Raw genomic sequence first — 13,570 nt, forward strand, 5'->3', positions numbered from 1 at the left:
TATGAGGCGCGTTCAGCTTTTCTGTTTAATGTCCGCCGCGGTCCGCGCCCTCGTCCTCCCCTGTGCCTCCGGCCGCTTCCTGAAGGTCGTCCGTCTCCCGCGCTTCCTGCGTATGGTCCAGCTGCCCCACGTCAGCCGGCGGCTCTTCCTGAAGGTCCCCCGGCTGCGATCCGCCTTCCGGCAGATCCTGCTGCGGCTGCCGGTCCCATCCCTGAGCCGCCTGCGGCATATCCTGACCCTGCATTGCCCCCGGGACCTGAGGATCATTCAGCCGGTCCCATCCGCCCGGTTCTCCGGCAGGCGGAGTCGTCGTGCTGTAAAGCGGTTCTTTTCCCATGCCGTTTTGACTTCCGCTCACACGGCAGATAGTCAGATTGCCGTTGATCAGATCATACAGGTTGGATACGGAAGCGGAGATATACGGTTCGAGGAACACATATCCCACGCCGGTCAGCGTTACGCCCAGGACGAACTCCGGCATCTGCTGGAGATGGAACATCAGTTCCTGCTGCGTCAGGCCGATCAGCGCCGAATCCGGCAGATAGGCCACGGCAAAGATGCCGCCGAAGATCGCCGGAGGCAGGGCGCACAGAATGCCCCAGCCGATGAAGGAAAATTCCAGCCAGAACATCTTCGCCTTATTTCCGTCCATCAGGTACTTGCTCTCGCTGATGCACTGCATGATCCCTTTGCTGGGATCGTCCGCCAAAATATAAAACGCGAGCCGGTACCGGTAGATCGCCACAAGGCCCGGTACGACCAGCAGCAGCGTCCAGAGAAACGTAAACAGCCCCACCATAAACTGCAGGCCGATGGCTTTGAACAGATATTCAAAGCCATAGAATACTTCCACCGGCCCCGTGGGCTTCTTCCGCACAATGTTCAAAAACGCCATGGTGAGTCCCAGCGTAAGCGGAGCGCCCACCAGCAGCATATAGAGATTCAGCACCGCGCTCAGAGCTCCCGACGGGAACAGCGCGGTCAGCAGCAGTTCCGGCACCCGCAGCACCAACTGGACCAGCAGCACGGTCAGGATCGCCGTCTTCCAGCAGCCGGAAAGCGATTGGCGCGACAGCTTTCTTATGTCGGCGCTGGGTTCCGTCACAATCATTTTGTTCATCATCGATCTACCCCTCTTTTCTCAGTGAGTCGGCTGGTCATTTTATTTCGCCCCGCCGCCCTGCAAAAATTTATTTTCGAATTCTTCCGGGGACACCGGCCGCCCGAAATAAAATCCCTGGATCAGTTCCAGACCCGCGCTTTTTATCACGTTGAATTCCTCGCCCGTTTCCACTCCCTCAAGGCAGACCATCTTGCCCGCGTTGTGACAGAGCTCCGCGATGGCCCGTATGAACGTAACGTTGAACCGATCGGAGGTCAGGCCCTTCACGAATCCCCGGTCGATCTTCACGATATCTACCGGCGTGTTTTTCAGAGAAAACAGCGACGAATAGCCCACGCCGAAATCGTCCATTGCGATGCGCACGCCTATGGCTCTCAGTCTCTGCAGCACGTGGTGGATCGCTTCGTCCTCTTTGATCAGATACGTTTCCGTCAGTTCCAGCGTGATGTTGGCCGGATCGACGTTGAATTCTTTCAGACTCTTCTCCACCTGCCCGGCCATATCGCCCTCAAGCAGCTGAAGATAAGACAGATTGACGCTCATGTGAAAATCCGGCATCTTTTGGCTCCACCGGGCGCACTGGGCCACAGCCTGACGGAATATCCACATCCCCATCTGAATGATCATGCCGCTCTGTTCCAAAAGCGGAATAAACTCCACCGGGGAGATATCTCCCAGCTTCCCGCAGCGCCATCTGGCCAGCGCCTCCGCTCCGTAAAGTTTTCCGGTCTTCATCTCGATCTGCGGCTGGTAATGGACGAAAAAGCCGGAAAATCCGCGTTCCACACTTTCACGCAGCAGCTCCACAAGCTCCAGACGGCGTTTCTTTTTGCGGAGGATCTCCATTGAAAAAACGGTGATCTTGTTTTTTCCCATGAGCTTGGAGTGCTCCAGAGAATAATTGGCGTACTGCAGCAGTTCCTGATAACTTTCCGCATCCTGGGGATAGGCCGCGTAGCCCCCAGAGATCGTACAGTAATATTTCTTTCCTCCCAGTTCCTGCTGGCCCCGCAGGGACTGCTGGATCCTGTAGAAAATGTCAAAACAAAGCTTTACATCGCCGCTCTGTATAACGATGCCGAATTCGTCTCCGTCCAGACGGTAGATCTCAGCCTCCGGCGGCAGCAGCGCTGATATTTTCCTGGCAGTCACCCGCAGCACCTCGTCGCCGAAGGAACGGTTGTAGAGGTCATTGATATTCTTAAAACTGTCCATATCAAGGATGATGATCCCCATCTTCCCCGAGGACCCGCAGTCTGCCAGATTCTTTTTAACGGCGCCCTCAAATTCAAAACGATTGTACAGCCCGGTCATGTGATCCAGCTGATTCTTCCCGCCCAGGTTGGTGATCATGCCCGCAAACAGCCCCGGATTCCCATTCTCATCGCGGACCATCTTCCCTCTGCACCGCAGCCAGATCCATTCGCCGTCCTTATTTTTCGCCCGGTATTCGATACAGTGATAATCCGTCCTGCCGTCGGCGATCTCCTGATTGCTCTCCATAAATCCCTGTTCATCGTCGGGATGGATCAGATCGCTCCAGAAGGCCGCCGCGTTTTCCACCACTTCTCCCGGCAGTCCGAACTCATTCACCATCAAAGGCGAATAGCGGAAGGCTCCCGTCTGCATATTTCCCACAAACATATAGTCATCCGTGCCGCAGGTCAGCGCTTCGAACAGATGTTCTTTATCGTAGTCAAAACGTTCGATTCCGCTCTTTTCCGGCGGTACGGCCAGTCTTTCCCTGGCTTTCGCGATATGGTAATTGCGCTTCTGCACGTACATTTTCTCATCCGCTTTGGATAGAACGTCTGAAGCCGCGCAGCGGTCCCCCGGAAGAACTTCCAGAAGCCCGTAGCTGAACGAGACATCGTAAAAAACAGAGCGCTCGATCCGCTCCTCCCGCAGCTGTTTCAGGATCCACTCCATGCGTTCTTCCCCATAGGTGATATCCCGATCGTAAAACACCACTACAAACTCGTCTCCGCTCAGCCGGAACAAGATATCCTGCGGTCCCATATTCTGCTTCACCACGTCCGTAATATAAGTGAGGAGCCGGTCGCCCTCCGTATGGCCGAAACGGTCGTTTACCAGCTTCAGATCATTGACGTCCAGCAGAGCCACAGCCAGATCCTTCTCTTCCCTCCGGGCCTTCGTCACCAGCTCGCTCAGGCATTCGATCCCCGCTCGCCTGGAAAGCGCCCCCGTCAGATCATCTGTGATGGCGTTCTGGGTAATGGTCTCATAATCCGTTACATCCACAGAACTCTGCACGTGGTAATGCCTGCCGTTCCATCGGATGATACAGTCGTAATTTCTGTAGCTGCGGCCATTGCGCGTATTCTGCTCCTTCCACACACAAGTGTCGTCTCCGTCCTTTCGCAGCAGCTCGTCTATCATACAGAATTCGCATCGCCGTTCCATCCCCTCCTGAAGGACTTCCCAGCAGATGCGGCCTTCCGGATGTTCCAGAGAAAATGATTCCTTCATCGCCTGGTTCATATAGACGATCTGATCGTTCTCCGTATCCGTTATATAAATATGTGTATTTGTCTTGTCCAGAATCTCTTTTAAAAATGCTGTATCACACAGCGGATTGTTTGTTCCCACACCCATCTTCCCTCCTCGTTTCCCACTACCTGTTACGATACCATTTTGGCGTAATAATTGCAAGAAATGATACAGGAATAAATGGGCGCCGCAAAAAATATCCCGGCAGTTTAGACTGCCGGGGTGTATCTTGTTCTTTTATCAGCGAAACGTAAGGCTGCCGTTCTCCGCTCCGATCACCACAGAATCGCCGTCTTTGATATCTCCGCGGATGAGTTTTTCCGCCAGCTCGGTCTCCACATATTTCTGCAGATATCTCTTCACCGGTCTTGCGCCGTAAGCGGGCGTGTAACTCTCCGAAGCGATCAGCGTCCTGGCCTCCGCAGTCAGCGTCAGCGCGATATTCCGCTCCTCCAGCTTTCTGATCAGCGGCTTCATGGCGATATCGATGATCTCCGCGATCTGACCTTCCGTCAGCGGTGAGAACACCACGATGTCGTCGATCCGGTTGATAAACTCCGGACGGAAGTGGCGTTTCATTTCTTCCTCTACCTGAGTCTTGATCTCCTCGTCGATGGTCCCGTCCTGTCTGATATTATCCGTCAGGTACGCGCTTCCGATATTGGAGGTCATGATGACGATGGTATTCTTGAAATCCACCGTTCTGCCCTGATTGTCCGTCAGCCGGCCGTCGTCAAGCAGCTGCAGCAGAATGTTGAACACGTCCGGGTGGGCCTTCTCGATCTCGTCAAAGAGGATGACGCTGTACGGCCTGCGTCTGACAGCTTCGGTCAGCTGTCCGCCCTCATCGTAGCCCACATACCCCGGAGGCGCTCCTACCAGTCTGGAGACAGAATGCTTCTCCATGTATTCCGACATGTCGATACGGATCATATTTTTCTCGCTGTCAAACAGGGCTTCCGAAAGCGCCTTCGCCAGCTCCGTTTTGCCCACGCCTGTGGGGCCGAGAAAGATGAAGGATCCGATGGGACGATTGGCGTCCTTCAGTCCGGCTCTGGAGCGCAGGACCGCCTCCGACACGGCTTCCACCGCTTCATCCTGGCCGATCACGCGCCTGTGCAGGATCGCTCCCAGACGCAGCAGCTTCTCTCTCTCGCTTTCCACCAGTTTGCTCACGGGGATCCCTGTCCACTTGGAAACGATCTCGGCGATCTCTTCCTCGCCCACCTCTTCCTTCAGCAGACGTCCCTCTTTCGCTTCGGAGGCCTTCTCCTTCTCTTCTTCCAGCTTCTTTTCCAGCTCGGGCAGCGTCCCGTACTTCAGCTGGGCCAGCCGTTCCAGATCGTAATTGCGTTCCGCCTCTTCCATCTCGTGGCGGATCTCTTCTATTTTCTGCTTCGTGGCCTTCTGGTCCGTGATGGCCATCTTCTCCTGCTCCCACTGGGCCCGCATGCCGGCGTTCTGTTCCTTCAGCTCCGACAGCTCCTTTTCGATGTTGGCCAGCCGCGCTTTGGAAGCCCCGTCGCTCTCCTTGCCCAGAGCCTGCTTCTCGATCTCCAGCTGCATGATCTTTCTGGCGCTCTCGTCCAGTTCCGCCGGCATGCTGTCGATCTCCGTCCGGATCATGGCCGCCGCCTCGTCCATCAGGTCGATGGCCTTATCGGGAAGGAAGCGGTCGCTGATATAGCGGTCGGACAATGTGGCGCAGGCGATCAGCGCGTTGTCGGTGATCCGCACGCCGTGGTGTATCTCAAAACGCTCCTTCAGCCCGCGGAGAATGGAAATCGTATCCTCCACCGTGGGCTGATCCACCAGTACCTTCTGGAACCGGCGCTCCAGAGCGGCGTCCTTCTCGATATATTTTCTGTACTCGTCCAGGGTGGTGGCGCCGATACAGTGCAGCTCGCCTCTGGCCAGTTTCGGCTTCAGCAGATTGCCCGCATCCATGGACCCCTCCGTCTTTCCGGCCCCCACGATGTTGTGGATCTCGTCGATAAAGAGGATGATCCGGCCGTCGGACTTCTCGATCTCGTTGAGCACCGCCTTTAACCGCTCCTCGAACTCGCCCCGGAATTTCGCCCCCGCTATCAGCGCGCCCATATCCAGCGCATAGATCGTCTTATCCTTAAGTCCTTCAGGAACATCCCCGTTAAGGATCCGCTGAGCAAGACCTTCGACCACTGCAGTCTTGCCCACGCCCGGCTCTCCGATGAGCACCGGATTGTTCTTCGTTCTTCTCGACAGGATCTGGATCGTATGGCGGATCTCCGCGTCTCTGCCGATGACCGGATCCAGCTTCCCCTTTCGGGCCAGATCTACCAGATCCCTTCCGTATTTCTCCAGAGCCTCGTAGTTGTCCTCCGGGTTCTGACTGGTCACTCTCTGATTTCCTCTCACCTTTTCCAGAGCCTTTAAAAAGCCGTCCCTGGTCATGCCGTACTTTGCAAAGATCCGCGCGGAAGGCGTGTTCTTCTCGTCCAGCAGTGCCAGATAGAGATGCTCCACGCTGACGTACTCGTCCTTGAAATCCTCCGCGATCTTTTCCGCGTTCAGCAGCAGCTGATTCAGTCTCCTGGAGGAATACATGGAATCGCCGCCGCCCTGCACCTTCGGCAGCTTGTCCAGCGCCTCCTGCAGATCCCGTTCCACGTCCCCCACGCTGATCCCCATATATCCCAGGAGCTTCGGGATCAAGCCGTTCTGCTGCTGCAGCAGCGCCATATGAAGATGTTCGCCGTCCAGCTGCTGGTGGCCGTCCTGCACGCCGATATTCTGGCATTCCACCACAGCTCCCTGTGCTTTTTCCGTCCATTTTTCAAAATTCATAGTGCTCACTCCTTTACTGTTTTCTCTTTTCCAATACCTTTCTGACCGCGGACCATCCCGTTTTCCGCCTGTTCTGCCCGGCATGCCCTTTCCCGGCCGCCCGCCCGCAGAAAGAGCAGCGGCGCTCCAGCCCCTGGCGCCGGCGGATCGGTTCCACGCCGGCAGCCGGACAAAACTGTGTCCGAAATTGAAAACGACAAGCCGTTGTTTACACTTAAAACTGCTTGACGTTCGTCCTTCCATCATTTTACCCATTTGGGCATATCACCGCGTTCATACCTCTAATATACCCGAAAAGTCTTTTACTAAACATTGGAATGAAGCAACTATTCCGCATCGGCGGCGGATGAAACTTCCGTAACGCGAAAGCAGGCCCCCTCAAATGCGGAAGCCTGCTTCAATCTTTTCTTTACATCAGCCACATCCACTGCGGCACCCCGAACAGAACGTTCATGATCAGCTCGCAGATGAGGATCAGCGGACGAATCAGTATCTTGCCGGGAATGTTGAACACGACTACCACCATGAGGATCAGCATGCTGTGCTCATACAAGGTGTAGTAAATGCTTTTGTAGCGGAAGTTGAAGATCTGGGCCGCTACGTTGAATCCATCCAGAGGCGGTATGGGCAGCAGATTGAAGAGCATGAGCATGACGTTCACCCAGACGATCTGCATCAGCATGTAGCCCACCCGGCCGCCGAATCCGCTTGCGAACAGAAATCCCGGCATCAGCACGGTGATGAGCTTGATGATACCGCCGAAGACCACCGCAAGGAAAAGATTCATGGTGACGCCGGCCAGACCCACGATGATCTCGTCTCTTTTCGTATGTTTGAAGTTCCGCGGATTGATCTCCACCGGCCTCCCCCAGCCAAAGTGGATAAAGATCAGCGCCAGAAAACCCATGGGATCGATATGCGCCGCCGGATTGATGGTCACCCGGCCCTGCAGTCTGGGCGTATCGTCCCCGCACAGATCCGCGGCCTGGGCGTGGGCGTACTCGTGAAAAGAAAGCCCGATGATGATGGCCGGGAGAAACAGCAGTTCATCCATGAACCAGTTCATGAACGCCGCAGGTCCGCCGGTCAGAAGCGTCATGATGGGATCCACAGCCAAAATGACGAACAGTACGATGATAAACGGATTATTGAAAAACCTTCTCAAACCAATTTCCCTCTCTTCTTAATTTGTGTCTGTTTTGCCCCGGAGCAGTCCGGCGCTTTGCCACCGTCCGAAAACAAAAAAATAATTAATCTATTCTATCACAAAAACGGCCGCTTTCAAATAATATATAGCGATAAAGTCATACGTTTCGGAAACGCTATGCCCGTATGCCCGAAACGTCAGGCCAACATTAAGAATTGAGGTGATACCGTCATGGCATATGATACTTACAAGTGTCCTGACTTTCCGCAGAGCCCTTCGCTTCCCCCGAATTATTCGTGTGTGGAAGTTTACACCGTGAAAGCCGGAGACACCCTATACGCCATCTCTCAGGCTTACGGCGTACCTGTGGCCGTACTCATGCAGGTCAACCGTATCCTGAATCCGTACAATCTGAAGATCGGTCAGAAGATCTGCATCCCCGGCCGCGACAGCGCCGGCGGCGGAAACAGCGGAAACAACAACGGCAACAACAGCGGGAATAACAATGGCAGCGGAACGCCGGCTCCCGTGTGCGACGGAAAAATGCACACCATCGCCAAGGGCGACACGCTCTACATGATCGCGAAAAAGTACCAGGTCCCGCTGGCTGTCATCATGAGAGCCAATCCCAATATCGATCCGTACAATCTGAAGATCGGACAGCAGCTGTGTATTCCCAACTTCCCGCCGGCCGACGCGCCTGTGGCTCCCCCGGCCACCCCGCCCGGAAACGGCAATCCCATCCTTCCCACGCCCTCTCTGCCCTCCTGCAAATACGGCAGACCCTACATGACCCAGAGAGGCGACACGCTGACGAGAATTCTGGACCGCTTCGACATTACTTACGGTCAGCTTTTAGCAGCCAATCCGGATATCGATTTTGAGGGTTCCCTGGAAACGCTGACGCTCTGCATTCCCTATAAGGACGGCGAGACCGAAGACGATGGGGAAATGTGCACTTACACCATCCAGGCCGGCGACACGCTGGATTCCATCAGTCGGAAATACGGCATTGTGGCGGACACTCTGCTCATGGCCAATCCCGATATGACCACCGCCGATTTCACAAGAGCGGGCACGATCATCTGTATACCCAGATAACAGCGCGCTGTATGAGCCTGACTTTTGACCGACCCGTTAAAAACCCCGCGGCCTGCCGTGACCGCGGGGTTTTGTCGTCCCTTCAATTTCCATCTGCCGCCGCAGGACCGGCTTTTCGCATATTGCTTTTTATTGGATGAGTAACAGACCGCCGATCTCTTATCCATGATATCTCAGCACAAACAGGAAAGAAAATGTGCTGCCATGGGGCAATTTAACTGAATTTGTTGTATACTGTCTGTAAGGGAGAACGCAACTTCATGGGGGGAAAATAGTTTTAATCCAATTTAATAAAACAGGGAGGGATCAAAATGGTCAAGCGAAGGAGAATGGCAGCAATAAGTATTTTTTTAGTATGTGCTTTTCTATTTGCAATATTTGTCATAGTCAAATCATCTTCCAACGCTCCAGCCGTCCCAATATTAAATGAAAAAACATCGTTTGTGAAAAGCACCGGCGATATTTTCATACCACCGGATACCAGATATATATTGAATTTTTATTTTAATACGGATTCCAGCAAAAAAAATATAGAAGAAGAAAATAATCGAAAAGGTCCGAAGATTTCATTCAACAATTCTGACGTAGAAATTATCGACCATCACATAACCCTGATCGACGCGAAAACAGGTTTGTGCGAATTGACCCTGTATTTAAATGTAAATAAAAATTTGGATCTCAAACTTGAAAAAATAGAAATTGATGAAAAACAGTATGACGTTGGACCGATCCGTATTCACTCTTCTGAGAATGAAGATTTCGACATAATCTCAAATTATGCGCTGGCAAAAGAATTTACAATGTATAATGCAACGATCAAAACCAACGCTGAAACGCCCATCTCCATCGCCTCCGTTTCCTGCGGAGAATTTCAGCGCGCTGTGAAATCCTGCCTTTGGACCATCAATGGCGTTCCTTACGACAGCGATGATGTAAAACAGATAAACCTGGAGACGAATGATACCGTCGAACTCTCGATCGAATTGGACAAAGACGCCGTCTCTGATGAATATAAGGTCATCCTGCTGTCTCCAAAAATCGAATACTATGTGAACGGCGGGACAAATGAGTATGACCTTCCCTATTGCATTTATAACAGGATTACTTAAATAATCGGCAGCGCCCCCGGAACAGACTGCGAGATCTCCTTGCGCTGTCTGCCCGGGGGCGTTTGATTCTGATCTTGTTTTTATCTGCTGCTCTGCGTCCTGCAAAATGCAGTTTCTTTCAGCGCCCTTCTACTTGTACAGCGGATGAGCGTCGCAGAGTTCTTTCACGATAGCCTTTGCCTTTGCTTCATATTCCTTGTCGCCGGGATGATCCAGCACCAGTGCGATGGCCTCCGCCACCTTGGCGAAATCGGCTTCCTTGAAGCCTCTGGTGGTCATAGCCGGGCTGCCCAGACGGATGCCGCTCGTCACAAAGGGACCGGCGGGATCGTCGGGAATGCTGTTTTTGTTGGTGGTGATATTGGCCTCGTCCAGCAGGTGCTCCGCCTCTTTTCCGGTGATGTTCTTGTTGGTCAGTTTGACCAGCAGCAGATGATTGTCGGTGCCGCCGGATACCAGCTGGAAGTCTCTGGCCATCAGTTCGTCGGCCAGCGTCTTGGCGTTGGCCATGACCTGTTTCTGGTATTCAGCAAATTCCGGCGTTCCGGCTTCCTTCAGGCAGACAGCCTTTCCGGCGATGATGTGCATCAGCGGGCCGCCCTGCATGCCGGGGAAGATCGCCTTGTCGATGGCCTTGGCATACTGCTCTCTGCAGAGGATCATTCCGCCTCTGGGCCCCCGAAGCGTCTTGTGTGTGGTGGTGGTCACAACGTCTGCGTATTCCACCGGATTGGGATGGAGCCCCGCCGCCACCAGTCCGGCAAAATGAGCCATATCCACCATCAGGATGGCGTTGACCTCGTCGGCGATCTCCCGGAATTTCTCAAAATCCAGCACTCTGGGATAAGCGCTGTATCCCGCGACGATGAGCTTGGGCTTGTGCTGAAGCGCCAGCTCTCTCACATTGTCGTAGTCGATGCGCTCTGTTTCAGGATCGATCTTATAGGAAACGAAATGATAGCTCTTGCCGGACAGGTTTACCGGGGAGCCGTGAGTCAGATGCCCGCCGTTGGAGAGGTCCATGCCCAGGACCGTGTCGCCGTGCTCAAGCAGCGCTGTGTAAACGCCGATGTTGGCGCTGGAACCGCAGTGGGGCTGTACGTTTACGTGCTCCGCGCCGAAGATCTTCTTCGCTCTGGCGATGGCCAGGTTTTCCGCCTTGTCCACGCACTCGCAGCCGCCGTAGTACCGCTTGCCCGGATACCCTTCCGCATACTTGTTGGTCAGCGCGCTGCCGCAGGCTTCCATCACCGCCGCGCTGGTAAAATTCTCAGACGCGATGAGCTCAAGCTTGTTCTCCTGCCGGTCCATCTCCTCCCTGATCACCTGTGACAGCTCAGGGTCAGCCGCATCCAATCTGTTGAAATACATGTTCCGCCTCCTTTGATTCTCTTTCATTGATTCTCTTCCATTTCAGCCCAACGCCGAAAGATCCCGGCGCCGGCTGCTCTTTTCATGATTCCGTCTGCCGCTTCTTTTCGCCATGAGGATAAACGCTTTCCCACGGCGATGCGATGTGATTATTATACAAAATGTACGTTGAAAACACAATATTTATTTATATTTTTATAGATTTGTCTCATAACATTCGTTACGTATCGTATATAATTTTTATTTCTTTTTAAAATGTTCCGGTTTATTTCCGATCCGCATGTCCAGCCAGACGAAAAACAGTAATTTTGAGGTTTTCCCTGACGGAATTGTGGTATAATATTCGAAGAGCGATATGATACCGATTCTGTGCGCGGCGGACGCCATGGGCGGATCGTGCCATGACGGCCTGCAGCCGGTCAAGTATGATATTAGCTGAGATAAGAAACACACAGGAGGAATTATACAATGTCAGATAAGATCACTTACTTAACAAAAGAAAATTTTGAAGCGGAACTCACCGCCGGCCGTCCCATAGTCATCGACTTCTATGCGGACTGGTGCGGACCCTGTCAGATGCTGGCTCCCGTCTACGACGAGATCGCAGATAAATACGGCGACCAGGTGAATTTCTGCAAGCTCAACATCGACGAACAGAAGAAACTGGCCGTTTCCAATCAGGTACTCTCTATCCCCACTCTGCTGTTTATCAAAGACGGCCGTGAGATGGAACGCGTGACCGGCGCTGTCACCGCCGCAGCATTGGAAGAAAAGGTAAAAGCGCTTCTGTAAGTCCTGCAGTCGGATGTTTCGGATGATAAGGAGACTTTTATGTGGCCTTCCCATATGTTTGATATGTCGTCATTTCTCACATTTATATATGTTCTGAACTTCCTGATCGCATTTACGGTACTTTTTCTGGAACGAAAAGAACCTTCGAAGACCCTGGCCTGGATCATGATACTCTTTCTGCTTCCAGGCGTGGGTATTCTTTTTTATGCGTTCTTTTCCCAGAACATCGCGCGTCAGAAAATTTTTCGTCTCTCAAAGTTCGAGGAGGCCAACATCAGTACCTCTCTCTATGAACAGATGACGGATATTCGGAACAACACCTTCCCTTTCGCAGGACCTGAATCGAAAAAATGGCAGGACATGATCCGCCTGAATCAGGTATACGGCAGCTCCTATTTCACCCAGGACAACCACATTACGATCCTAACGGACGGAAAGCACAAGTTTTCCAGTCTGATCGAAGATATCGAGCGGGCGGAGACCAGCATCAATGTAATGTATTACATATTGAAGCCGGACAGCGTGGGCCGCGCGCTGCTTGACGCTCTGGTAAAAAAAGCGGCCGAAGGAGTGGAGGTCCGCGTCCTGGTGGACGCCATGGGCAGCCGCCGCCTCTCCCCCCGCCACTTTGAAAAGCTGACGGAAGCCGGCGGCCATTACGCCTTTTTCTTTCCTCCCAAGTTCAAGTATATCAATATGAAGCTCAACTACAGAAACCACCGCAAGCTGGTGGTGATCGACGGTCGGATCGGCTATATGGGCGGTTTCAACGTGGGAAACGAGTATGTGGGGAAAGTGAAGAAGTTCGGCAACTGGCGCGACACGCACCTGCGCATTACCGGCGGCGCCGTACAGGATATGGACGCCCGGTTCATTCTGGACTGGCGTTTTGCTTCCGGAGAAAACCTGGTCATTTCCCACGCCTTTTATCCCGCGCCGCCGGAGACGGGACACACGGGCATTCAGATCGTTTCCTGCGGCCCGGACACGCCTCAGACAGAAGTGAAGCTGGCTTATCTGAAAATGATCTCCTCCGCCAAGAAAAATATTTATATTCAAACGCCCTACTTCGTGCCTGACGACAGCATTCTGGAGGCCCTGAAGATGGCGGCGCTGTCCGGCGTGGACGTTCGGCTCATGATCCCCTGCAAGCCGGATCACATTTTCGTATACTGGGCCACCTACTCTTACGTAGGCATTCTGCTGAACGCCGGCGCCAGGATCTATATCTACGAGGACGGCTTCCTCCACGCCAAGACCATCACGGTGGACGGCGAAGTGACCTCTGTGGGTTCGGCCAATTTCGATATCCGCAGCTTTTATCTGAACTTCGAAGCCAACGCCTTTATTTACGACAGCGCGGAAGCATATAAAATGGAAGCGATCTTTGAGATGGACATCGCCCGCTCGCATCAGCTCACCCGGCAGGAATACCGCAGCCGTTCTCTGCTGATCAAATTCAAGGAATCCATCGCCCGGCTGCTCTCGGATCTGCTTTAGGAAAGACAGCGATGACACAGGCACGGACACGGCAAAGGATACGCAAAGGACAGGTACGGCAAAATACGGCGGGCCGGTCGGAAGACAGGC

The 13,570-nt window shown here is 53.4% G+C and carries 9 protein-coding genes; 4 read left to right on the forward strand and 5 right to left on the reverse strand.

The window, feature by feature from the left end:
* Positions 1–25 precede the first annotated feature (25 nt).
* The 4 genes from E0E37_RS15740 to E0E37_RS15755 form a co-directional block, all read right to left on the reverse strand.
* Positions 26–1,123, reverse strand: a complete 1,098-nt coding sequence (locus tag E0E37_RS15740; protein WP_130863933.1) for a DUF975 family protein — start codon at positions 1,121–1,123, stop codon at positions 26–28.
* Positions 1,124–1,162: 39 nt separating this feature from the next.
* On the reverse strand, positions 1,163–3,739 hold the full coding sequence (locus tag E0E37_RS15745) for a bifunctional diguanylate cyclase/phosphodiesterase (protein ID WP_130863934.1): 2,577 nt from the start codon (positions 3,737–3,739) through the stop codon (positions 1,163–1,165).
* A 135-nt stretch (positions 3,740–3,874) separates the two neighbouring features.
* Positions 3,875–6,460: an ATP-dependent chaperone ClpB gene (gene clpB / locus E0E37_RS15750; RefSeq protein WP_130863935.1), complete on the reverse strand. Its 2,586-nt coding sequence runs from the start codon at positions 6,458–6,460 to the stop codon at positions 3,875–3,877.
* Positions 6,461–6,869: 409 nt separating this feature from the next.
* Entirely contained in the window at positions 6,870–7,625 is a 756-nt protein-coding gene (locus E0E37_RS15755; RefSeq protein ID WP_130863936.1) for a site-2 protease family protein, read from the reverse strand.
* A 213-nt stretch (positions 7,626–7,838) separates the two neighbouring features.
* Here E0E37_RS15755 and E0E37_RS15760 point away from each other — a divergent pair, with 213 nt between their 5' ends.
* Together E0E37_RS15760 and E0E37_RS15765 are read left to right on the forward strand one after the other, a co-directional pair.
* Positions 7,839–8,708: a muramidase family protein gene (locus E0E37_RS15760; RefSeq protein WP_130863937.1), complete on the forward strand. Its 870-nt coding sequence runs from the start codon at positions 7,839–7,841 to the stop codon at positions 8,706–8,708.
* A 311-nt stretch (positions 8,709–9,019) separates the two neighbouring features.
* Complete coding sequence (locus E0E37_RS15765; RefSeq protein ID WP_130863938.1) at positions 9,020–9,817, forward strand: hypothetical protein; 798 nt, start codon at positions 9,020–9,022, stop codon at positions 9,815–9,817.
* Positions 9,818–9,946: 129 nt separating this feature from the next.
* Here E0E37_RS15765 and E0E37_RS15770 read toward each other — a convergent pair whose 3' ends face one another.
* On the reverse strand, positions 9,947–11,188 hold the full coding sequence (locus tag E0E37_RS15770; protein WP_130863939.1) for a serine hydroxymethyltransferase: 1,242 nt from the start codon (positions 11,186–11,188) through the stop codon (positions 9,947–9,949).
* 468 nt (positions 11,189–11,656) lie between these two features.
* Here E0E37_RS15770 and trxA point away from each other — a divergent pair, with 468 nt between their 5' ends.
* Positions 11,657–11,980 (forward strand): thioredoxin, encoded by a 324-nt coding sequence (gene trxA, locus E0E37_RS15775; protein WP_130863940.1) that lies wholly within the window; start codon positions 11,657–11,659, stop codon positions 11,978–11,980.
* Positions 11,981–12,019: 39 nt separating this feature from the next.
* Positions 12,020–13,480: a cardiolipin synthase gene (gene cls / locus E0E37_RS15780; RefSeq protein ID WP_207302977.1), complete on the forward strand. Its 1,461-nt coding sequence runs from the start codon at positions 12,020–12,022 to the stop codon at positions 13,478–13,480.
* The last annotated feature ends 90 nt before the right edge of the window (positions 13,481–13,570 follow it).

It is taken from the genome of Bacilliculturomica massiliensis (genome assembly GCF_900605495.1).
GTDB classification, from domain to species: Bacteria; Bacillota; Clostridia; order Peptostreptococcales; family Anaerovoracaceae; genus Bacilliculturomica; species Bacilliculturomica massiliensis.